The organism is uncultured Microbacterium sp. (assembly GCF_947632095.1).
GTDB lineage: Bacteria > Actinomycetota > Actinomycetes > Actinomycetales > Microbacteriaceae > Microbacterium.
In genome coordinates this window covers 23,655-42,967 of the sequence record NZ_CANROA010000013.1, presented here as the reverse complement: position 1 = coordinate 42,967, position 19,313 = coordinate 23,655, and the positions used below count along the sequence as shown (strand labels likewise).

Sequence of the window (19,313 nt, the reverse complement as noted above, 5' to 3'; positions counted from 1 at the left end):
GGCGTGACGAACGAAGAGTTCACCGCGGGTTTTTCTTCCGTTAACCGGCCCCGATAAATCCTCGCACCGACATCGCCTCCGGTCAACTCGACAGCGGCTAGCGTTGACTCGTGACGAATGCTCCGATTGCCGCCCGCCGCTCCCAGCTCCGCACCCACCACGGGGATGTCTTCGACGACCCCTACGAGTGGATGCGCGAGAAGGAGTCCCCCGAGCTCATCTCCCACCTCGACGCCGAGAACGCGCACACCGATGCCATGACGGCTCATCTGGAGCCGCTGCGGGAGCAGATCTTCCAGGAGATCAAGGGGCGCGTCCAGGAGACCGACCTCTCCGTCCCGACCCGCCGCGGCGACTGGTGGTACTACAGCCGCAGCGAAGAGGGCGCTCAGTACAGCATCCACTGCCGAGCCGCTGCTGCGCCGGACGACTGGACTCCCCCGGTCCTCGAGCCCGGCGTCCCGGTGCCCGGCGAGCAGATCCTGCTCGACGGCAACGCCGAGGCCGAGGGGCACGAGTTCTTCTCCCTCGGCTCTTTCGCGACCTCCGACGACGCGACCAGGCTGCTGTGGGCACCCGACTACGAGGGCGATGAGCTCTACACGATCAAGGTGCGCGACCTCACCACCGGCGAGACGCTCGCAGATGAGATCCCCCGCACCGGCGGCGGCTTCTTCACTCCCGACGGCAACGCCATCATCTACACGACTCGCGACGAGGCCTGGCGCCCCGACACCCTCTGGCTGCACCGTTTGGGCACCGATGTCGCGGACGACGTGAAGCTGTTCCACGAGCCGGATGAGCGATTCTGGCTCGGGGCCGGGATCACCCGCAGCCACCGCTACCTCGTCATCGGCGTCGGTTCGAGCGTCACGAGCGAGGAGTATCTCGTCGACCTCGCCGGCGACATCACCGCCGAGCCCCGGCTCGTCTGGCCACGCACCGAGGGCGTCGAATACTCGCTCGAGCACGCCGTGGTCGACGGCGAGGACCGGCTCTACATCCTGCACAACGACAACGCACTCGACTTCGAGCTCGTCTCGGTCTCCGCCGCCGACCCCCGCGGTCAGCGGCGGGTCGTCGTGCCTCATACGCCGGGGCGTCGGCTGCTGGATGCGGACTGCTTCCGCGACTTCGCGGTCCTCGCCTATCGCAGCGAGGGCCTCGAGCGGATCGGACTTCTCGACTACGCCACGGATACCGTCGAGGAACTCGCCTTCGAGGAGCCCCTGTTCTCCGCCTGGCCCGCCGGGAACCCGGAGTGGCATGCGCCGTTCCTCCGCCTCGCGTACGCCTCGTTCGTCACGCCCAGCACCGTGTACGACCTGGATCTCGCGACCCGCGACCTCGTGCTGCGCAAGCGCCAGCCTGTGCTGGGGGGCTTCGAGCCGGGCTCCTACGCGCAGGAGCGGCGATGGGCCACAGCGTCCGATGGCACACGTGTGCCGATCTCCCTCGTGTGGAAGACGTCCTTCGGCTCCCCCGGCGACGAGACCCGTCCCGTGCACCTGTACGGATACGGGTCCTATGAGCACTCCATCGATCCCGGATTCTCCGTGGCCCGCCTCAGCGAACTCGATCGCGGCGTGATCTTCGCCGTGGCGCACGTACGCGGCGGCGGAGAGATGGGCAGGCAGTGGTACGAGGACGGCAAGCTCCTGGCCAAGAAGAACACCTTCACCGACTTCGTGGCCTGCGCACAGCACCTCATCGACAGCGGCGTCACCAGCGCCGATCGTCTGGTCGCCGAGGGCGGCAGCGCCGGTGGCCTGCTCATGGGGGCTGTCGCGAACCTCGCGCCCGAAGCGTTCGCCGGAATCCTCGCATCCGTGCCGTTCGTCGATCCGCTGACGAGCATTCTCGACCCGTCTCTTCCCCTGACAGTTATCGAATGGGACGAGTGGGGCGACCCTCTTCACGGTGCGGACGTGTACGCGTACATGAAGTCGTACAGCCCCTACGAGAACGTCCGCGAGGGCGCTGCCTACCCGCGCATCCTCGCCATGACCTCGATCAACGACACCCGCGTCCTGTACGTCGAGCCCGCGAAGTGGGTCGCCCGGCTGCGGGAGGCCGGCGCGGCGGACGTGCTCCTCAAGTGCGAGATGGCTGCCGGCCACGGCGGTGTCAGCGGCCGCTACAACTCCTGGAAGGAGCGGGCGTTCGAACTCGCCTGGATGTTCGACGTGCTCGGCCTGGCCTGACTCCGGTCCACGATGACGATGCCGCCCCGGGAACATCCCCGGGGCGGCATCGTCAGGAGAGAGGATCAGCCGAAGAGCGCTGCGGCCTCGTCATAGCGGTAGCGCGGCACGGTGTTCAGCTCTCCGAGCGCCTCCTCGAACGGCACCCGGACGATGTCGGTCCCCTTCATGGCGACCATCTGCCCCCAGGCGCCCTCGACGATCGCGTCGGCGGCGTGCAGCCCCAGACGCGTGGCGAGGACGCGGTCGAAGCCCGAAGGCGAGCCGCCTCGCTGGATGTGGCCGAGGATCGTGGCACGGGTCTCAACACCCGTGATCTGCTCGATGAGCGGCGCGAGCTGGTCGCCGATCCCGCCCAGGCGCGGACGGTTAAAGGCGTCCAGCCCCTTATCGCTGTAGGCCTCGTCCATCCCCTCGAGCTTGAAGCCCTCCGAGACGACGACCAGCGGTGCGCGTCCGCGGTCGTGGGCGCTCGTGACCTGCGCGGCGATCTCATCGATCGACATGGGCACCTCGGGGATGCAGATCACGTGCGCGCCGGCGGCCATGCCCGCGTGCAGGGCGATCCAGCCCACGTGGCGGCCCATGACCTCGGCGACCATGCAGCGCTGGTGGGAGTCACCGGTGGTGCGCAGGCGGTCCATCGCGTCGGTGGCGATGTTGACGGCGGTGTCGAAGCCGAACGAGTAGTCAGTGGCGCGCAGGTCGTTGTCGATGGTCTTCGGAACGCCGAGCACGTTCAGCCCGTCCTTCGCGAGCCGGTCGGCCGCCGCGAGGGTGCCCTCGCCGCCGATCGCGACGATGCCGTCGATCTTGTGCCCGTAGAGGGTCTTGGCAATGTTCTCCGCACCGCCGCGGTCGCCCTCGTAGGGGTTCGTGCGGCTGGTGCCGAGGATCGTGCCGCCGACCTTCGAGAGTCCCTTGACCTCGTGGCGCGTCAGCGGCATGAAGTCGCCCTCGACGACGCCGCGCCATCCGTCACGGATTCCGACGAACTCGAGATCGTAGGTGGTGGTCCCCTTGAGGACGATTCCGCGGATGACCGCGTTGAGGCCGGGGCAGTCGCCGCCGCTGGTGAGGATGCCGATCTTCATGCTGCTGCCTTCAGACGTTTCGAGGGGAGGTGGTCGGGCGACGTTGCCTGTTCTCGACCCTAGTGGGCATCCGCCCCCAGACGCCATTCGAGGACGATGAGAATCCACGATCTTGCTTCCGTGAGACATCTGATTTCACGGAACTTCGATAAAACGACGAAAAAGACGCAAAAAGGGGCGTAAGAATCCAAATTCTTACGCCCCTTGAGCGAGGGTGTCAGTCCCCGAGAGCCTCCCGCAGCAGATGCATGAGCGCCGCCAGCTGCACCGACTCGCTCGCCGTCTCATCGACGGCCTCACCGTCGAGGGCCCGGGCGGCGAGCCCCTGCTTCTGATCGATGAGCTCGGCGATCTTCGTATCGATCGTGTGCGCCGCGATGATCCGCCACGCCGTGACCGGTTCATCCTGACCGATGCGGTGGACCCGGTCGATCGCCTGGGTCTGTTCGGCAGCGGTCCAGCTCAGCTCGGCGAGAACGACGTTGGATGCCGCCTGCAGGTTGAGTCCGACGCCGGCCGCGGTGAGCGAGCACACGGCGATGCCGACGTTCTCATCGCCGTTGAAGTCGTCGATCGCCTGCTGGCGCGCGGGCGTCGACTGGTCGCCGCGGATCGAGACATAGCGGATGCCGGATGCCGCGAAGTGCGCCTCCGCCTGATCCATGACGTCGATGTGCTTCGCGAAGAAGACGACCTTGCCCACGGAGCGCTGCAACTGCGCCGCGTAGTCGGCGGAGAGCACGGCCTTCGCCTGGCCGATCTTGCGCACCATGGTGAAGACGTTGTCTCCCCCGGTGCCGGCGGCCTTCGATTCCTCGAGCTCGCCCGTCGCGACCAGACGGACAATGTCCTCGTCGATCATGCCCTGAGACAGGTTTCGGGAGCGCGCATCGCCCCGGTCCCCGCGGGCCTCCACGATCCGGCGGTACTTTGCGGCCAGACGCTCGCCGAGCTCGCGCTCCGCCTGACGGATGCTGCGGCCGAAGTCGTCATCGAGCTGCACCGGCAGGTCAGCGACGAGCTTGTCCGGCAGGTCTGCGGCGACGTCCTTCTTCTTGCGACGGACGATGCCCATCGAGATGACGGCGTCACGCGCTTCGGGATAGAAGGCCTTGTCTGCGGGGGTGTGACCGGTCGCGTCGAGCTTCTCCATGAGCTCGGGACCGGGCTTCTCCCCCGTCGTCCAGCCCAGGAAACGCCAGATCGCGTCGAAGTCCTCGACGTCGTTGATCAGCGGTGTTCCCGTCAACGCCATCAGGAGCGGGTTGCGCATGCGCTCACGGATCCGCGAGGCGAGCGCGAGAACGTTCTGCGACCGCTGAGAGGAGAGGTTCTTGATGAAGTGCGCCTCATCGACGACCATGCCCTTCAGCCCGATCTCGCCGAGCCACGACAGATGACGGTCGAGGATCTCGTAATTCACGATGAAGACATCGGCGAAGGCATCCACGTCCTGGCCATCGCCCTGGATCACGGTCGCACGGCGCTGCGGCGTCCAGCGCTCGACCTCGCGAGCCCAGTTCATCTTCACGACGTTGGGCACCACGACCAGCAGCGGGTAGGCATCCGCCAGCGACGCCGCGAGCACGGACTGCGCGGTCTTGCCGAGTCCCGGCTCGTCGGCGAGCAGGAAGGAGCGATGCCCGGCGCGCACAGACTCCAGGAAGCGCGACTGGTGGACCATGATCTCCAGTCCGCGCGGCGAGATGTGGTCGTACTCCGGAACCGGAGGCAGCTCCATGGTCGCGGATGCTCCGCCCGCCCCGGTTTCGAAGGCCTTGTACAGGGGGCCCATGAGCTCCCAGTCGTCCAGACGCCGACGCGGAGTGGTCGTCTCGCGCGGCGTGAGATCCGGCGCGAGGAACGGATTGGCCAACTGGCGCGCCTCCAGCGATGGAGGCGTCACCTGACGCTCCGCAAGGGCAGCGGGAACCACAGGCTCGCGGACCGGCGCAGCGTCGCTGATGACCAGCTCCTCCGGCGCGAGTTCCGCACCGGATTCGAGCAGCCAGTCCCGGCGCATGCGCTTGGCGACAGGGCTCGTCGCCTGATCCGCCTCGAGGAGCTGGATCAGGGAGGTGTCGCGCGCCGCCGTCTTCGCGAGGATCGTCGCGACGCCGTCAAGTCGCTTGAGCAGTTCTGCGCGCGCCGAGTCGCCGAGCGCGGCATCCGCCTTCACCCGGGCGCGCTCCTCGCGCACCAGGAAGGCGATCACCTGGAACTTGACCCGGTTCGTCGGCCCGAGCTTTCCGCGCTGCGTCTTGGCCTCGATCTCACGCACCTTGCGCGCGAGGATGGGAATCAGCGGGGCCTCGTCATCACGACGGGATGTCTTCTTGCGCCGCGTCGCGGCGGTTGCCGTAGTCGGCATGCTCCTCCTGAGCGTGAAATACCGAAACGCCGTTCAGAGGCGAATCGTGCCGTACGTATCGTCCGCGTGTGGCGCGAGCCAGGACCGTGCGGACGTCCTCGGGTTCGCGTCGCGGTGCCGATGAGGCGGGCGTACGGGGTGAACCCGCGGACAGTTTACGGCATCCTGCCGAGAAAACGCAGGCGCGCCGGGCCCCTCGGCCAGGATCTCAGGCCTCGGAGGCCCCGAGCAACAGCGTCCGCGCAGCGACGACGTCGGCAGCCATCTGCGTCATCAGCTCTTCGATGCCGTTGAAGGCGACCATTCCGCGCAGCCGCTCGACGAATTCGACCGACACATCATGTCCGTACAGGTCGAGCGAATCCTCATCGATGACATGCGCCTCGACCTGACGCACCAGCACATCGTCGAATGTGGGATTCGTGCCCACCGACACCGCCGCCGGATGCCGGATGCCGGTGTCATGGTCGACCAGCCAGCCGGCGTAGACACCATCGGCCGGGACGAATGCATCGACGCGCTCCGAGAGGTTCGCCGTCGGGAAGCCGAGCTCGCGCCCGCGCTTGAGCCCGTGCACCACCTCCCCGCGCACATCGACCGAACGCCCGAGGACTCGAGCCGCCGCGCGCACATCGCCGGCCGCGAGCAGCTCGCGCACCCAGCTCGAGGAGACGCGTCGATCGGAGCCCTCGATGTAGACGTCCTCGACGACATCGACCGTGAATCCGTAGCGCGGCCCGAGCTCCCGCAGCAGATCGGGAGTGCCGGCGCCGCGGTGCCCGAATCGGAAGTCCTCGCCCACGAGCACGGCAGTCACCTGCAGAGCACCCACGAGGATCTGCTCGACGAAGGCCTCCGCGCTCAGCGAGGCCAGAGCCTCATCGAATGCCAGAACGAGCGTGGCGTCCAGGCCCAGTTCCCCCAGCAGCTCGAGCTTGCGCTCGACCGACACGACGTTGTCGGGGCACAGATCCGGGCGCAGCAGAGCGAGCGGATTGCGGTCGAAGGTGACCGCCACTGCACGGGCACCCGTGGCCGCGGCATCCGCCTGCAGACGCGCGATCACCTCACGATGCCCCGCGTGCACGCCATCGAATTTGCCGATCGCGACGGCCGAAGGCCCGAAGCTCTCCGGCACCTCCGCCGGGTCGCGGAAGATGATCACGCAGTCGCCTCCGCCGGAGCATCGTGCACGGCCGATGCCGGGCGGTGCTTGCTCAGCCACCACAGTCCGAAGATCGGCAGAACCAGTGGGATGAACACATAGCCGCGGCCGAACATCGACCAGACCGAGTCGTGCTGGAAGAGATCGGGGGCGAGGATGCTGAGGCCGCCGACGACGATCACGCCGACCAGCTCGAAGACGATCGCGACCCACGCGACCGTGTACCAGCCCCTCCTGCCCGCCAGGATCAGCGCGAGCGTCGCCAGGATGTAGACGACAGCGGCCGCCGCGGACAACGAGTACGCCAGTGGCGCCTCGTCGAATTTGCGGACGACCTGCACGAAACTGCGTCCGGTCGCGGCCATGGCCATGACGGCGTAGACGATGACGAGGACGCGACCGATTCCGGTCATCCGAGAGCGGGTTTCGATGGAGCTCATAGCGTGGTCCATTCTATGCGCGCTAAGCCGAGGAGCCGCGCCGCGGCGGCCTCACGCGACCTGGATCGTCCAGATCGTCTCCATGCGCCAGAGCATGATCGCGATCGACAGAGCCACGACGCCGAGGATCACGGTGCTCCAACGACTCCGGTCGATCAGCGCCCACACCGTTCCGCCGATGGGCAGGATGACCGCCGAGACGAGGTAGGTCCAGTACTCGAGCAGGTCTCCCGTCGGCGGGTTCCCGACGAACGGCGCGATGATCGCGACGACGACCTGCACGATCAGGAGGGCCTCGACCAGGGCGAGCGCACCGACCGTGAAATCGCTGGGGCGTCGCCCCATCAGCCCCGCGATGAGGCAGAACAGGCCCGCGGCGATCGCGATGACGATCTGCAGGGCGGTGAACCACAGGATCATCGGCTCTCCTCCGGCATGTTCATGGCGCTCTTCAGATCGCGCCCGCGCTTCTCGACGATCCCGATGAGCGCGCCAGCGGGATCGATCGCGGTTCCGAAGGATGTATCCATACGCTCGGCCTGTCCGCTGAGACGCTTGCCGTGACGGAGATCGCGTGCCTCGTCGGCAGACATCGCCAGCGGCGGCAGGATGAGGGACGCGGCAGCCGCGGCGGACAGTGGCATCGCGTCGGCGAGATCGTCGATCCCGACGGAATCCGCCACATCGAAGGGTCCGATGCGCGTGCGGCGCAGTGACGTGAGGTGCCCGCCGACGCCGAGAGAGTCGCCGAGATCACGGGCGAGGGCGCGGATGTACGTGCCCGAGGAGCAGTCGACCACGACATCGAGGTCGATCACGTCGTCCTGGCGTCGCTCCGAGAGGATGTCGAACCGGGAGACCGTGACGGCTCGGGCCTTGAGCTCGACGTCCTCGCCCGCACGAACCAGATCATAGGCACGGCGCCCGTCGACCTTGATCGCGGATACCGCGCTCGGAACCTGGGAGATATCGCCGGTGAGTGCGGTGATGCCCGAAACGAGCTGCTCATCGGCGATGGCTGCGACCCGCGCCGCATCGGCAGTCTCGACGATGTCGCCGTCGGCGTCATCCGTCGTCGTCGTCTGACCGAGCCGGATCGTCGCCCGATAGGTCTTATCGGCCCCCACGATGTAGGTGAGCAGACGCGTCGCCCCCTCGACGCCGATCACGAGGAGACCGGTGGCCATCGGATCGAGCGTGCCGGCATGTCCGACCTTGCGCGTGCCGACGGCCCGCCGCGTACGCGCGACGACGTCGTGACTGGTCAGCCCACCGGGCTTGTCGACGAGGAGAATACCGGGCGAGACCATTCCTCCAGCCTACCGATGAGCGGCATCCGCGCCGGACGCCTAAGCTGTCCGGGTGCCCGTGACCACGCCCGACCCGACCCCGTTGGCGATCGAACTGGCCTCCTGGTACGCCGCCGAAGCGCGCGACCTGCCCTGGCGACGCGAGGATTTCGCCGAGCACTACGGGGCCTGGGGAACGCTCGTGAGCGAATTCATGCTCCAGCAGACGCCGGTCACGCGCGTGATCCCTCGGCTGGATGCATGGTTGAAGCGCTGGCCGTCGCCGCGGCGCATGGCGCAGGCGAGGCCCGCGGAGGTCGTCGAGCAATGGGCCAACCTCGGTTATCCGCGCCGCGCGCTCTGGCTGCACCGCGCAGCGATCGAGATCTGCGAGCGGCACGGAGGCGAGGTTCCCCGCGACGTGGACGCTCTGCTCGAACTCTCCGGGATCGGCGACTACACCGCGCGTGCCGTCGCGGTCTTCTCATTCGGAGATCATCACCCGGTCGTCGACACCAACACGCGCCGCGTCATCGCGCGGGCGATCGACGGCCGCTCCCAGCCGGGTCCTGCGTCGCGCCGGGACCTCGCGGCGATGTCCGCCCTCCTCCCCCACGAGTACGCCGACGCGGCGGTTTTCAACGCAGCGATGATGGAGCTCGGAGCCGTCGTCTGCACGGCGCGGTCGCCGCGCTGCGATGCGTGCCCGATCGCGCATCGATGCACCTGGGTCGCCGCCGGTCGCCCCGACACCGGCGACACCCGACCCCGCCAGGCCCGCTACGAGGGCTCCGACCGTCAGACTCGGGGCGCCGTGCTCGCGGCCCTGCGCAGTGCCGCCGAGCACACCCTGCCCGCTTTCGCCGTCATCCCCGACTGGCCGGATCCGGCCCAGCGCGACCGCGCGATCGACTCGCTCATCGCCGACGGACTGGCCGAGGCGATCGATGACGTCCTCCGCCTGCCCCGCTGACCGAGCGGACGGCGGCACTCAGAGATGGCGCCCCGCCCGATGGGCGAGGACCGTGAGCTCGACCCGGCTGCGCACGCCGAGCTTGGCGAAGATGCGCCCCGCGTGCACTTCGATCGTGCGCACCGAGACATGGAACTCCTCGGCGATGAGGCGGTTCGTCGCCCCCTCCACGATCCTCATCGCCACATCGAGCTCCCGCTCGGTGAGCAACGGCATCCACGCCACGCGGCTGGCACGGATCGGATCCCGAGTCGGAATCGGAGCCGAAGCGGTGACCGGTTCGAGCGCACGCAGGCGACGATCCATCAACGCGCTCCAGGCATCCGCGCCGGCCGAGGCGAACAGGCTCCGCGCTACTCGCAGGAAACGCTGGCCGCCGGCCTCATCGCCATGCGAGAGGCAGGCGGTGCCGAGCATAGCCTCGACGCGGCCTCGCGAATACGGGGAGCGGATGCCCTTGCTCAGCTCGGCGATCTCGGCGAGCTCCGCGCGCCAGGACTTCTCCGGCAGCAGCCGCAGACGCCGCCGCAGCTGACGCGCACGTCGCAGATCCGGGGCCTCGACCAGCTCCCCCACCTCCATGATCGGACCGACCTCGTCGAGGCAGGGAACCGTGAGCGGAGAGGCCGGCGCACCGGTCTCCTGCCACAGAGCCACCTCCAGCGCCGCTTGCTCCGTATCACCGCGCAAATAGGACTGGAGCGCGGCATCCAGAAGGGTGTCGACCCGGGTCACCCGCGGCAGAGTCGCAGACACCGCCTCCACGAGCGCACCGGGCGCCCCCACCGCAGCGATGTCGAGCCGACGTCCCAGCGCCACGGCGAGACCCGCGAACGGAACCCCGATCGGCAGATCCATCGCAGCGGTCTGGAACACGACCCGCGCCGCGGCGATGTCTCCCGACCAGAAGTGCAGGAGAACCTCGGCGACCGCCAGATAGGCGTCGATCAGGGCGCTGCGCTCGAAACCGGCCGTCAGGTCGTCCTGCACGTCGATGAGCCCCGCGCGTGCACGCGCCAGGATCTGCAGGCCCAGATCCACGTCATCGTCCAGTGCCGCCTGCAGCGCAGCGACGATGTTCGCCGAGAAGGCTCCCGTCGTCGCCACCTCGCCACGATCCTGCTCACCCGACAGCATCCAGCACATCGCCACGGCGGAATCGCGTACGCGTCCTTCAGAACCGGAGCGCAGCTCCGCTGTGCGAAGCTCGAACAACCACTCCCGCATCGCCGAGGTCTCACCGCGCTCCGCGCTGACCACGGCCGCGAGTCCCGCCGTGCGCGCCCACGCCCGCCAATGGGCCGGAATGTCACAGCGCGGACGATGATCCGCCGGTTCCACGCCCGTCACGATGCCCGTGGTGCTCGCCTGCGCCATCTGAAGGGCCGCCAGCGCGCGGATGCGGTGATCCATGTCGCCCGAGGGGAACAGGCTGCCCAGCCACTCCGCTGCTTCCTCCATGCACCCCGCGCCGAGCGCTGCGATGCCGGCCGCGAAGCGCGCCTCCTCGACGTCGACGCCCATCGCGTGATCGGCGGCCTCCGTCGCAACGAGATACGCCCACTCCGAATGTCCCTCGGTCGCGAGAGCACGCGAATGCGCGGCCAATGCGGGCGCCGCATCCGGAATCCTCCGCAGCGCACCGCAGGCACGATGCCAGCTGGCCCGGAGCTCTTCCCCGAGTCGCTCGTAGGCTTCGGAGATTCGCGCATGCGCAGCACGGCGCGCAGAGGCTGCTGCGGTCTGCTGCACCCACACCGACATGCGCGCATCGGTGAATCGATAGTGCCCCCGGGACATCATCAGATGATCGCTCAGACGATCCGCGAGCTCTTCTGCCGAAGACTCGCCGCACGCGGCGACGAGGACCTCGAGACGGCCGTCCGCGATCAACGAGGCCACCAGCAGGACGTCGCGGTCGTCCGGGCACATCTCGCCCGTGTCGAAGGCCGACAGCATCGACGCGACCAGAGGCAAAGGCCTCGGCAACATCCTCTGACCACTGCGTTGAGCCGGAGACAGCTCCGCGACGACCTCGATGACGGTCACGGCATCGGTTCCCAACCGACGCAGCAGCTTTGCCAGCACATGCGGCGCCGTCGACATCCCCAGAGCGGAGAGCCGCTCCGCGACAGCGGAGAGCAGCTCCGCTTCATCGACGGCGGTGGGACGGCGGCGAAGATCGCGCCGGCTCACCATTGATCCCATATTTGCTCCCCAATCGAGCACCCCAGAAACCGCCGCCAGAGACCTGACGACGGCTACTCACACTAGCAAATGCGCCTTCTGATCAGGCGTCTTCGCCCTCACTGCGCATGTAAGGATCAGCATCGCCGGCGTGGGTCGCGCCCGAGGCAAGCTTGGCCACCTCGGCGTCGCGCTCCTGCGCCTGACGCAGCAGCGCCGTGATGTTGTCTGCGTTCTCCGGCAGAGCATCGGCGATGAATTCTAGCGTCGGAACGAGACGCGTGTTCAGCTGCTTGCCGACCTCGCTGCGGAGCATCCCCGTAGCCGAGGCGAGTGCGGCGCCGCTGGCGACACGCTCCTCATCCGAGCCGTAAACCGTGTAGAACACGGAGGCGTGCTGCAGATCCCCAGAAACGCGCACATCCGTGATCGTGACGAACCCCAGACGGGGATCACGCAGACCCTTGTCCAGGCGCTCCGCGAGGATCACCCGGATCCGGTCTGCCAAACGGGCCTGTCTTTCTCCAGCCATTTCCTTCTCCTCTGTGACGAATGAGGGGCGCCCTCGGGCGCCCCTCATCCTTGCATGCTGATGATCAGCTACGCGGCTTCTCGACCATTTCCGTGGTCTCGATCTCGTCGCCGACCTGGATGTCGTTGTACTTTCCGAGGCCGATACCGGCTTCGTAGTCGGTCTTGACCTCGGTGACGTCATCCTTGAAGCGGCGCAGCGACTCGATGGCCAGGCCATCGGCGATGACGACGCCCTCGCGGATGACACGTGCCTTCGCGTTGCGCGTGATCGTTCCCGAGCGGACGATGACACCCGCGATGTTGCCGAACTTCGAAGAGCGGAACACCTCGCGGATCTCGGCGACACCCGACTTGACCTCTTCGTACTCCGGCTTGAGCATGCCCTTGAGCGAGCTCTCGATCTCATCGATCGCCGAGTAGATGACCGAGTAGAAGCGCACGTCCACGCCTTCGCGTGCCGCAGCCTCACGGGCCTTCGGGTCGGGGCGGACGTTGAAGCCCACGATGATCGCGTTATCGATCGTCGCGAGGTTCACGTCGGACTCGGTGACCGCACCCACGCCGCGGTGGATGATGCGCAGCTGAACCGAGTCGTCCACCTCGATCTTGAGCAGCGACTCCTCCAGCGCCTCGACCGCACCGGAAACGTCACCCTTGATGATGAGGTTGAGCGTCTCGACCTTGCCCTCTTCGAGAGCACGGGTGAAGTCTTCCAGCGAGATGCGCTTGCGGGCCTTGGCCAGCAGGGCGTTGCGCTCGACGGCCTCGCGCTTCTCAGCGATCTGGCGAGCCATGCGGTCTTCCTCGGTGACGATGAACACGTCGCCGGCGCGGGGCACGGAGTTCAGACCCTGAACCTGGACCGGTCGCGACGGAGCCGCGAACTCGACAGACTCGCCGTTCTCATCGAGCATCGCGCGGACACGGCCATAGGCGGTGCCGGCGACGATCGAGTCGCCGACGCGCAGCGTTCCCGACTGGATGAGGACCGTGGCCACGGAACCGCGACCCTTGTCGAGCTTCGCCTCGATGGCGACACCGCGAGCGGCCTTGTTCGGGTTGGCGGTGAGGTCGAGACCGGCATCCGCGACGAGCAGCACAGCGTCCAGGAGCTCCTGGATGCCCGTGCCCTGACGGGCCGACACGTCGACGAACATGACGTCTCCGCCATACTCCTCGGCGACCAGACCGTACTCGGTGAGCTGCTGGCGGACCTTGCCCGGGTTGGCCTCGGGCTTGTCGACCTTGTTCACCGCGACGACGATCGGAACGCCCGCGGCCTGCGCGTGGTTGAGCGCCTCAACCGTCTGGGGCATGATGCCGTCGTCGGCCGCGACCACGAGGATCGCGAGGTCGGTGACCTGCGCACCACGGGCACGCATGGCGGTGAACGCCTCGTGACCCGGGGTGTCGATGAACGTCACAGCGCGCTCGATGCCATCGTGCTCGGTCCACACCTGGTACGCACCGATGTGCTGGGTGATGCCGCCGGCCTCGCCCTCGATGACGTTCGTCTTGCGGATCGCGTCGAGAAGGCGGGTCTTACCGTGGTCGACGTGACCCATGACGGTGACCACAGGAGGACGGATCTCGAGATCGTCGTCGCTCTCCTCTTCGAGCTCCTTGTCGAGATCGAGACCGAAGCCCTCGAGGAGCTCCTTGTCCTCGTCCTCGGGAGAGACCATCTGGATCTTGTAGCCGAGCTCCGCGCCGAGGACCTCGAAGGTCGCCTCGTCGAGGGACTCGGTGGCCGTGGCCATCTCACCCAGGTTGAAGAGGATGGTGACGAGCGTTCCGGGCTGAACGGTGTAGCCGTTCAGGGCCTCGAGCTTGTCGGCGAAGTCGGCGATCGATGCTCCGCGACGCAGACGGATCGTCTCTCCGTTGCCCTTCTGGACGTTGACGCCGCCGACGACAGGCGCCGACCGCATCTCGAATTCTTGCCGTTTCGCCCGCCGCGACTTGCGCTGCTTCGACTTGCCGCCGCCCTTGCCGAAGGCACCTGCGGTACCACCGCCGGGACCACGGCCACGGCCGCCGCCACCACCGGGACGACCGGCGAAACCGCCACCGGGACGAGCACCGGGACCGGTACCGCCACCGGCACCGCCGGGACGACCCGGACCGCCGGAGCGCTGCTGGAACGGAGCGCCGGGACGACCGCCCTGACCGGTGCGAGGAGCGCCGGGCCGGGGCGAGCCGGGACGCGGGGCGCCCGGGCGAGGAGCACCGGGACGCGGAGCCTGCGGACGCGGGATGTTGCCCGGCGTCGGACGCTGGCCCATGCCCTGGGCGGAGGAGAACGGGTTGTTCCCCGGACGTGGGCCGGCGGGACGCTGCCCCATGCCCTGCGCGGAGGAGAACGGGTTGTTCCCCGGACGCGGAGCGCCGGGCTTGGGGGCCTGGGCGCCCTTGTCTGCGGCAGGAGCCGCGGGAGCGGCCGGACCGGGCTTGGGAGCAGCCGGACCGGGAGTCGGCGCGGCGGGCTTCTCAGCGGCCGCCGGCTTCGCCTCGGGTGCGGGCTTCGCCTCGGGAGCAGGCTTCGGGCCGGGCTTGGGCCCGGGCGTCGGAGCCTTGGGACCGGGCTTGGCGGCGGCCGGCTTCGGACCGGGCTTCGCCGCGGCCTTCTCCTCGGAAGCGGGCTTGGCCGAGCTGTCGGCCTCGATCGCCGCACGCAGCTTACGAGCCACGGGAGGCTCGATCGTGGAGGACGGGCTCTTGACGAACTCGCCGATCTCCTTCAGCTTTGCAAGTGCGAATTTGCTGTCGACGCCGAGTTCGGCGGCAATCTCATGTACGCGTGGTTTGGCAGCCACAATTCTCCTGTCTGGGGTCGGTCTGCCCAGACAGGGCAGACCACTAGTCGCGGACGGGTCTCATTTCGAGCCGTTCACTTTGTTTCCATAGCCGTTCAGCCGTTTCTCGATGGTCTGCGTGTCCAGTTCACCGGACACACGGAGTGCTCGTGCGAAAGCGCGGCGCCGCAGTGCGGCTTCGATGCATTCCTGCGTCGGATGCATCCACGCGCCCCTCCCCGGCAGAACAGCACTCTCATCGATGACGAGGATGTTGTTCTGAGCCACCACTCTGAGAAGAGCAGTTCGGGAAGCACGCATGCGACAGCCGACGCATGTTCGTACAGGCTCCATCCTACACCGCACCGCTGGATGACAACTGCTCGACCTGCCGATCAGTCGAGGATGCTGTCGGGCTGGATGTCGATCTTTGCGCCGGTGAGCTTCGCGGCCAGACGGGCGTTCTGCCCCTCCTTGCCGATCGCGAGCGACAGCTGGTAGTCGGGGACGAGAGCGCGCACGGCCTTGGTGGTCGCATCGAGCACGAAAGCACTGCTGACCTTCGCGGGCGACAGGGCGTGGGCCACGAACGAGGCGAGGTCGGCGTCGAAGTCGACGATGTCGATCTTCTCTCCGGCCAGTTCCTCGGTGACGGCGCGCACACGGCGTCCGAGCTCGCCGATGCAGGCGCCCTTGGCGTTGATCGCCGGGTCGTTCGCGACGACCGCGATCTTCGTGCGGTGCCCGGCCTCGCGCGCCAGGGAGACGATCTCGACCAGGCCGGCTGCGATCTCCGGGACCTCGAGCGCGAAGAGCTTGCGTACGAGTCCGGGGTGGGTGCGCGACACAGTGATCTGCGGGCCCTTCAGGCCCTTCGCGACGCTCGTGACGTAGACGCGAAGACGGGAACCGTGCGTGTACTCCTCACCGGGAACCTGCTCCTCGGGAGGAAGGATCGCCTCGACGCTGCCGAGGTCGACGTGGATCATGCGCGGGTTCGGCCCCTGCTGGATCACGCCGGCGACGATATCGCCCTCCTTGCCGCGGAACTCGCCGAGCACGGCCTCATCGGCGATGTCGCGCAGCCGCTGGCTGATGACCTGCTTGGCCGCGAAAGCCGCGATGCGCCCGAAGTCGCTGGGCGTGGCATCCTCTTCGCCGATGACAGCGCCTTCGTCATCGGTGACCGGCTGGAGAACGGCGACGTGGCCGGTCTTGCGGTCGAGCTCGACGCGAACGCCCTGCGGAACAGCACCGTCTTCGGAGACGTGCTTGCCGTAGGCCGTCAGAACGGCCTGCTCGATGATCGTCACGAGCTCGTCGAAGGGAATCTCCTTCTCCTTCTCGATCCCGCGCAGCAGCCCCAGTTCGATGTCCATAACGGCCTCCATATTCAGCTCTCGCCGCAGCATCCTGCACGCGCGGCACCGTACAACGATACCCGCTCGGAGCCGAAGCGTCAGCCTTCGGGCTCAGCGTGCGGACTCGAGGCCGTTCAGCGCGGCGATCAGCCGGTACAGCCCGCCGACCTCCCGCTGGCGCAGGCGCAGCGAAATACGGGGTTGCTCGATGGCATCGCTGTCGGCGATCTCCACAGCATGCGCCGGAACCGACTCGATCGCCCCATCGACGAGGAAGTGCCCGAACTCCGTGTTCAGCGCCGCGATCTCTGCCGACGTCGGCTGATTCTTCAGGCGCAGGACGAGCACGTCTTCGATCCAGCGCAGCGAGTGGTAGTTGCGCCAGAAACCGGTCATCTCGGCAACCGCCGCCTCGGCGTCGTCCGTCACCAGCACACGATCGAAATCGTCGGCGGAGATGACCCCCGCCGGAACCAGTGTGTCGCGGATGAACCGTTCGAGACCCCGCCAGAAGGTGCCTCCGGGCGCGTCGAGCAGCACGATCGGCATCGGCTCCGCCTTGCCCGTCTGCTGGAGCGTCAGCAGCTCGAACATCTCGTCGAGCGTGCCGAAGCCGCCGGGCAGGCAGATGAAACCGGTCGATTCCTTCACGAGCATGAGCTTGCGCGTGAAGAAGTACTTCATCTCGACCGAGTGGGTGTCCTTCGCGACGACGGCGTTCGGCTTCTCCTCGAACGGGAGCTTGATCGAGACGCCCAGCGCCATCTTCTCGCCCGCGCCCTCGGCGGCCGCCTGCATGATGCCGGGCCCGGCCCCGGTGACGACCATCCATCCCTGCTCGGCGAGCACGGCCGCCACCGAGCGCGCCTGCTCGTAGAGCGGGTCGTCGGCCTGCGTGCGCGCCGATCCGAAGACCGTCACCTTCGGGGCATCCGCGTAGGGGCGGAACAGCCGGAAGGCATCGCGCATCTCTGTCAGCGCGGACGCGACGATCTTCAGATCCAACCGCGAGGTGTCGTCCTGTCCGAGTCCGAGCCCTGTGGTGAGGATGCGGCGCACCAGCGAGGAGTTCTCGGTGATGCCCGCCTCCGCCATGATGGCTTCGACAGCGCCGGTGATGTCGAGGTCCTTGTCGCTCATGTCAGCTCCGGAGCCGTTCGACAGCATCGGCCAGGGCGATCGTCTCGCGCTCCCCCGTCCGGCGGTCCCACAGCTCGACCTGACCCTCGGCCGCACCTCGGCCGATGACGAGGACGCGCGGGATGCCGACGAGCTCGGCATCGCCGAACTTCACGCCGGGCGAGACCTTGGGGCGGTCGTCGTAGAGCACGTCGAGACCGGCGGCCTCGAGGTCCGCGGCGGCCTGCTGGGCGACGTCGAAGGCGACCTGGTCGCGTCCGGCTGCGACGACGTGCACATCGAACGGCGCGACGGATGCGGGCCAGATGAGGCCCTTGTCGTCGTTGTTGAGCTCGGCGATGATCGCGAGGATGCGGGTGACGCCGATGCCGTAGGAGCCCATCGTGACGGTGACGAGCTTGCCGTTCTGATCGAGGACCTTCAGCCCCAGCGATTCGGCGTACTTGCGGCCGAGTTGGAAGACGTGGCCGATCTCCATGCCGCGGGCGAGCTCGACCGGGCCGGAGCCGTCGGGCGCCGGGTCACCGGCGCGCACGTTCGCGATCTGCACGACGCCGTCTGCGGTGAAGTCGCGACCGGCGATGACCGAGTGCGCGTGCTTCTCGTGCACGTTCGCGCCGGTGATCCAGCGGGTGCCTTCGGAGACGCGAGGGTCCAGGAGGTAGCGGATGCCGGTGGCGGACTCCTCGCCGAGGACGGCGCCCTCCGGCGACCAGGGCCCGATGTAGCCCTTGACCAGCAGCGGGTGCTTCGCAAAGTCCTCGTCCGTGGCCGGGGAGACCTCGGCGGGCGCGAAGGCGACCTCGGCGCGCTTCTCGTCGACCTCGCGGTCGCCGGGGATGCCGACGACGACGAGCTCACGGGTGCCGTCGAGGTTCGTCAGCGCGAGCACGACGTTCTTCAGCGTGTCGGCCGCCGTGTACTCGCCGTCGAGGACCGCGTTGGAGTGCGCGACGAGCGTCTCGATCGTGGGCGTCGCGGGCGAATCGAAGATGGTGGCTGCGGGGGCGTCGTCGAACGGCGCCGGCGCCGGCGCGGCGGTGGTGAACGCCTCGACGTTCGCGGCGTAGCCGCCCGCGCTGCGCACGAACGTGTCTTCACCGACCGGGGTCGGGTGCAGGAACTCCTCCGAGCGCGAACCGCCCATCGCACCGGCATCCGCCTTCACGATCGCGTACTCGAGGCCCAGGCGCTGGAAGATGCGCTCATAAGCGTCGCGCTGCGCCATGTAGCTGGTCTCGAGCCCCTCGTCGGATGCATCGAAGGAGTAGGCGTCCTTCATCGTGAACTCACGGCCGCGGAGGAGCCCGGCGCGCGGACGCGCCTCGTCGCGGTACTTGTCCTGGATCTGGTAGATCGTCAGGGGCAGGTCCTTGTACGAGGAGTACATGTCCTTCACGAGCATCGTGAAGGCCTCTTCGTGGGTGGGCGCGAGCAGATAGTCGCCGCCCTTGCGGTCCTGCAGGCGGAAGAGCAGGTCGCCGTACTCGTCCCAGCGGCCGGTGGCCTGGTAGGGCTCGCGCGGCATGAGCGCCGGGAAGTGCACCTCCTGCGCACCGGCTGCAGCCATCTCCTCGCGGATGACGGTCTCGATCTTGGCCTTGACCTTGAGCCCCAGTGGGAGCCAGGCGAAGATGCCCGCTGCCTGCGGCCGGATGTATCCGGCGCGGATCAGCAGCTTGTGGCTGGCGATCTCGGCGCCGGCCGGGTCTTCACGGAGTGTGCGGAGGAAGAAGTTCGAGAGACGAGTGACCACGCGA

15 protein-coding genes are annotated in these 19,313 nt (G+C 67.9%); 2 read left to right on the top strand and 13 right to left on the bottom strand.

Going from position 1 to position 19,313, the window contains the following annotated elements; all coding sequences use genetic code 11:
* Window positions 1-110 precede the first annotated feature (110 nt).
* Window positions 111-2,204 (top strand): S9 family peptidase, encoded by a 2,094-nt coding sequence (locus Q0Z66_RS05645; RefSeq protein WP_298038765.1) that lies wholly within the window; start codon window positions 111-113, stop codon window positions 2,202-2,204.
* Window positions 2,205-2,269: 65 nt separating this feature from the next.
* Here Q0Z66_RS05645 and Q0Z66_RS05640 read toward each other — a convergent pair whose 3' ends face one another.
* The 6 genes from Q0Z66_RS05640 to truB form a co-directional block, all read right to left on the bottom strand.
* Window positions 2,270-3,298, bottom strand: a complete 1,029-nt coding sequence (locus tag Q0Z66_RS05640) for a 6-phosphofructokinase (RefSeq protein WP_298038763.1) — start codon at window positions 3,296-3,298, stop codon at window positions 2,270-2,272.
* Window positions 3,299-3,515: 217 nt separating this feature from the next.
* Window positions 3,516-5,669: a DEAD/DEAH box helicase gene (locus Q0Z66_RS05635; protein WP_298038762.1), complete on the bottom strand. Its 2,154-nt coding sequence runs from the start codon at window positions 5,667-5,669 to the stop codon at window positions 3,516-3,518.
* A 208-nt stretch (window positions 5,670-5,877) separates the two neighbouring features.
* On the bottom strand, window positions 5,878-6,834 hold the full coding sequence (locus Q0Z66_RS05630; protein ID WP_298038761.1) for a bifunctional riboflavin kinase/FAD synthetase: 957 nt from the start codon (window positions 6,832-6,834) through the stop codon (window positions 5,878-5,880).
* The gene (locus Q0Z66_RS05625) at window positions 6,831-7,274 is read right to left on the bottom strand and encodes a hypothetical protein (RefSeq protein ID WP_298038758.1); all 444 of its coding nucleotides are present in this window, start codon (window positions 7,272-7,274) and stop codon (window positions 6,831-6,833) included. The genes Q0Z66_RS05630 and Q0Z66_RS05625 overlap by 4 nt, the downstream gene beginning before the upstream one ends.
* Before the next feature lie 51 nt (window positions 7,275-7,325).
* Window positions 7,326-7,694: a hypothetical protein gene (locus tag Q0Z66_RS05620; RefSeq protein ID WP_298038757.1), complete on the bottom strand. Its 369-nt coding sequence runs from the start codon at window positions 7,692-7,694 to the stop codon at window positions 7,326-7,328.
* Window positions 7,691-8,584 (bottom strand): tRNA pseudouridine(55) synthase TruB, encoded by an 894-nt coding sequence (truB, locus tag Q0Z66_RS05615; protein ID WP_298038756.1) that lies wholly within the window; start codon window positions 8,582-8,584, stop codon window positions 7,691-7,693. The genes Q0Z66_RS05620 and truB overlap by 4 nt, the downstream gene beginning before the upstream one ends.
* Before the next feature lie 52 nt (window positions 8,585-8,636).
* On the opposite strand from truB, the gene Q0Z66_RS05610 reads away from it, so the two are divergent.
* Complete coding sequence (locus tag Q0Z66_RS05610) at window positions 8,637-9,536, top strand: A/G-specific adenine glycosylase (protein ID WP_298038753.1); 900 nt, start codon at window positions 8,637-8,639, stop codon at window positions 9,534-9,536.
* An 18-nt stretch (window positions 9,537-9,554) separates the two neighbouring features.
* Here the strand turns inward: Q0Z66_RS05610 and Q0Z66_RS05605 are convergent, their stop codons facing one another.
* From Q0Z66_RS05605 to Q0Z66_RS05575, 7 genes are all read right to left on the bottom strand, one after another.
* Window positions 9,555-11,732, bottom strand: a complete 2,178-nt coding sequence (locus Q0Z66_RS05605) for a helix-turn-helix transcriptional regulator (RefSeq protein ID WP_298038750.1) — start codon at window positions 11,730-11,732, stop codon at window positions 9,555-9,557.
* A gap of 94 nt (window positions 11,733-11,826) precedes the next feature.
* A complete protein-coding gene (gene rbfA, locus Q0Z66_RS05600) occupies window positions 11,827-12,255 on the bottom strand; it encodes a 30S ribosome-binding factor RbfA (protein ID WP_298038747.1) in 429 nt (142 codons plus the stop codon).
* Between the two features lie 64 nt (window positions 12,256-12,319).
* Window positions 12,320-15,073, bottom strand: coding sequence for a translation initiation factor IF-2 (infB, locus tag Q0Z66_RS05595; protein WP_298038745.1), 2,754 nt, complete (start codon window positions 15,071-15,073; stop codon window positions 12,320-12,322).
* 60 nt (window positions 15,074-15,133) lie between these two features.
* On the bottom strand, window positions 15,134-15,406 hold the full coding sequence (locus Q0Z66_RS05590) for a YlxR family protein (protein ID WP_298038742.1): 273 nt from the start codon (window positions 15,404-15,406) through the stop codon (window positions 15,134-15,136).
* A gap of 41 nt (window positions 15,407-15,447) precedes the next feature.
* Window positions 15,448-16,431, bottom strand: a complete 984-nt coding sequence (nusA, locus tag Q0Z66_RS05585; protein ID WP_298038740.1) for a transcription termination factor NusA — start codon at window positions 16,429-16,431, stop codon at window positions 15,448-15,450.
* A 93-nt stretch (window positions 16,432-16,524) separates the two neighbouring features.
* A complete protein-coding gene (locus Q0Z66_RS05580) occupies window positions 16,525-17,553 on the bottom strand; it encodes a TIGR00730 family Rossman fold protein (RefSeq protein ID WP_298038737.1) in 1,029 nt (342 codons plus the stop codon).
* A 1-nt stretch (window position 17,554) separates the two neighbouring features.
* Window positions 17,555-19,309, bottom strand: a complete 1,755-nt coding sequence (locus tag Q0Z66_RS05575) for a proline--tRNA ligase (RefSeq protein ID WP_298038735.1) — start codon at window positions 19,307-19,309, stop codon at window positions 17,555-17,557.
* Between the last annotated feature and the right edge of the window lie 4 nt (window positions 19,310-19,313).

Excerpts from the sequence above, each read along its gene's own strand:
- Q0Z66_RS05640 (WP_298038763.1), bottom strand. The coding sequence starts at position 3,298 with ATGAAGATCGGCATCCTCACCAGCGGCGGCGACTGCCCCGGCCTCAAC.
- Q0Z66_RS05635 (WP_298038762.1), bottom strand. The coding sequence starts at position 5,669 with ATGCCGACTACGGCAACCGCCGCGACGCGGCGCAAGAAGACATCCCGT.
- Q0Z66_RS05625 (WP_298038758.1), bottom strand. The coding sequence starts at position 7,274 with ATGAGCTCCATCGAAACCCGCTCTCGGATGACCGGAATCGGTCGCGTC.
- Q0Z66_RS05620 (WP_298038757.1), bottom strand. The coding sequence starts at position 7,694 with ATGATCCTGTGGTTCACCGCCCTGCAGATCGTCATCGCGATCGCCGCG.
- truB (WP_298038756.1), bottom strand. The coding sequence starts at position 8,584 with ATGGTCTCGCCCGGTATTCTCCTCGTCGACAAGCCCGGTGGGCTGACC.
- rbfA (WP_298038747.1), bottom strand. The coding sequence starts at position 12,255 with ATGGCTGGAGAAAGACAGGCCCGTTTGGCAGACCGGATCCGGGTGATC.
- Q0Z66_RS05590 (WP_298038742.1), bottom strand. The coding sequence starts at position 15,406 with ATGGAGCCTGTACGAACATGCGTCGGCTGTCGCATGCGTGCTTCCCGA.
- nusA (WP_298038740.1), bottom strand. The coding sequence starts at position 16,431 with ATGGACATCGAACTGGGGCTGCTGCGCGGGATCGAGAAGGAGAAGGAG.
- Q0Z66_RS05580 (WP_298038737.1), bottom strand. The coding sequence starts at position 17,553 with ATGAGCGACAAGGACCTCGACATCACCGGCGCTGTCGAAGCCATCATG.